This window comes from Paenibacillus sp. P4_A7, assembly GCF_056402455.1.
Genome location: NZ_JBFUHJ010000661.1, coordinates 1 through 2,209, shown reverse-complemented (window position 1 = coordinate 2,209; position 2,209 = coordinate 1). Strand labels below are relative to the sequence as shown.

Annotated in this window: 4 protein-coding genes; all 4 read left to right on the top strand. The window is 44.0% G+C overall.

The features are described from left to right. The coding region (locus AC1DWN_RS32595; RefSeq protein WP_477562987.1) for a YhcH/YjgK/YiaL family protein at nt 1–218 on the top strand (218 nt) is incomplete at its 5' end. 121 nt (nt 219–339) lie between these two features. Beyond that, nucleotides 340–690 (top strand): dihydrodipicolinate synthase family protein, encoded by a 351-nt coding sequence (locus tag AC1DWN_RS32590; protein ID WP_477562986.1) that lies wholly within the window; start codon nt 340–342, stop codon nt 688–690. Between the two features lie 38 nt (nt 691–728). Continuing rightward, complete coding sequence (locus AC1DWN_RS32585; RefSeq protein ID WP_477562985.1) at nt 729–1,409, top strand: N-acetylmannosamine-6-phosphate 2-epimerase; 681 nt, start codon at nt 729–731, stop codon at nt 1,407–1,409. An 18-nt stretch (nt 1,410–1,427) separates the two neighbouring features. Beyond that, nucleotides 1,428–2,209 (top strand): ROK family protein (locus tag AC1DWN_RS32580; RefSeq protein ID WP_477562984.1); only part of this gene is annotated, 782 nt, incomplete at its 3' end.

The window sequence follows — 2,209 nt, the reverse complement described above, 5'->3', positions numbered from 1 at the left end:
ATGTAGAAGTCAGCAATGTGTCTTGCTTATCTAATACAACGGAATATGATCCGGAACGTGATATTTATTTTGGAGAYGTTACATCGGATCTTAAATTTAAAGGTTACTTAGAACCAGGCTATTTTCTTATTTGTTTTCCAGAAGATACTCATTTAGTCGCTGCGCATGAGGATATGGAACAAGCAGTCAAAAAAATTGTTTATAAAATAGCTATTTAAGGGTCATTTTAGTTTTTCCAGTTGGCTATTGAAACCCAAACCACCAATAAATTGGGATGAATAATAGTGAGATAACGATACCGGCTGTACCCATAGCAAAGCTGCTCATGTAGATTTCCTAGTGCTGAATGGTCCTGATGAGCAATACCTCGCAGGCCGCAGTATCGGTGCAGATGGTGGAATTGGTGGCACCTATGGCGTAATGCCAGAGCTATTTTTGAAAATTGAACATTGTTATGTAGATGGTAATGGCGAGGAAGCACAGAAGTGGCAGTTTATTGTGAACGAGCTTATTGTAGAGCTGCTATCATTCCCTTCCTTATATGGGGCTTGTAAAGCGATCTTAAAGCTGCGCGGCTTTGATAGTGGTGAACCGAGAATGCCGCTGCTGCCAGTTGCCTCTTCCGATATGGGCCGCATTGAAGAGCTGAATCATAAAATATTGACATATATTGCACAAGCAAAAAACTAATGATAGACTGTTAAGTTATGGAAAGGGAGTGAGCAGATATGAATAACACGAGTACTATTTTTCCCGCTAAAGGTCTGATCGTTTCTTGTCAGGCACTTGAGCACGAACCCTTGAATGGTGGCGATACTATGGCTAAAATGGCTAAAGCTGCTGTTCATTCAGGTGCAATTGGTATTCGGACGAATGGTGTTGCGGATATCCTTGCAATTAAACAAGCGGTTGAAGTGCCGGTCATTGGGCTTATTAAGAGAGACATTCCTGGTTCAGCTATTTTTATAACTCCGACAATTGAAGAAGTGAAAGCTATTGTGGAGGCTAAAGCGGACATTGTTGCACTTGATGTAACAAATCGTGAAGGCCGTTTAGAAACGGTTAAGCCATTAATCGATTATGCACATGAAATGGGTGTTGCAGTGATGGCGGATGTATCCACCTTAGAGGAAGGTCTAGCAGCAGAAAGCTTAGGTGTGGATTTTATCGGGACTACTTTATCCGGCTATACAGATTACAGTAGGCAGCAAGAAGGTCCTGACTTTGATTTGCTGATAGAATTATGTGCTCAGGTGAGTATTCCTGTCGTTGCTGAAGGACGCATTTGGACGCCGGATGAAGCAGCCAAAGCTATGAAAACTGGCGCATCATATGTGGTGGTTGGCAGTGCAATTACACGTCCACAGCTAATAACAGCCCGTTATGTCAGTGCTTTGAATGGGCTATAAGGAGAAGGGGAGAAGTCAGTGGATTTAAAATTGTACGACCCCCAATCAGAATACGCAATCGGTGTTGATATTGGAGGCACGAAAATTAATGTTGGGGTCGTGGACTCACATGGAGTAGTGAAGCATAAAGTTAGCCTCAGTACGTTGGCCGGAAAAGCCAATACAATGGATCGGATAAAGGAAGCTGTCCATCGTTTGCTGGAGGAAGTATATGTAGAGCGATCAGATATTCTCTTTAAAGGTATGGGAGTTGGCAGCGCGGGGCAAATCGACTGGGCTTCAGGCAGCATTCGATCGGCATCCGATCTTATTCCCGGATATGCAGGAACAACGTTGAAGAGTTTGCTGCAGCAAGAATTTCAGCTTCCAGTAATTGTAGACAACGATGTTAATGTTTTGGCTATTACTGAGAAGTACCTTGGTGCGGCTCAGGGGGTCAATAATTTCATCTGTTTTGCAATTGGAACTGGTGTTGGTGGTGCAGTTGTCGTAAACGGAAGTCTTGTACACGGTCTATGGGGTGGAGGTGGCGAATTAGGCCATCTATCAGTAGATTTTAATGGGTTGCCATGCGTATGCGGGGGTGTTGGCTGCTTAGAGCAGTATGCATCAGGAACAAGCATCGCTCAGCGTATGCGAGACAAGCTCCTATTGAGCGGACAATCCGTTGAAAATGTGGATGCAAAGGAAGTGATTGCTAGGTGGCAGTCCGGTGATCCTGCTGCAACCGAGCTGATGAATGAAACATTGGCGGCACTCGGCTCTGCTATCGCTTCCGTTATTCATATATTCAATCCTGA

What these genes read in the sequence shown, in the direction of transcription:
- AC1DWN_RS32585 (WP_477562985.1), top strand. Translation starts at nt 729, where the DNA reads ATGAATAACACGAGTACTATTTTTCCCGCTAAAGGTCTGATCGTTTCT.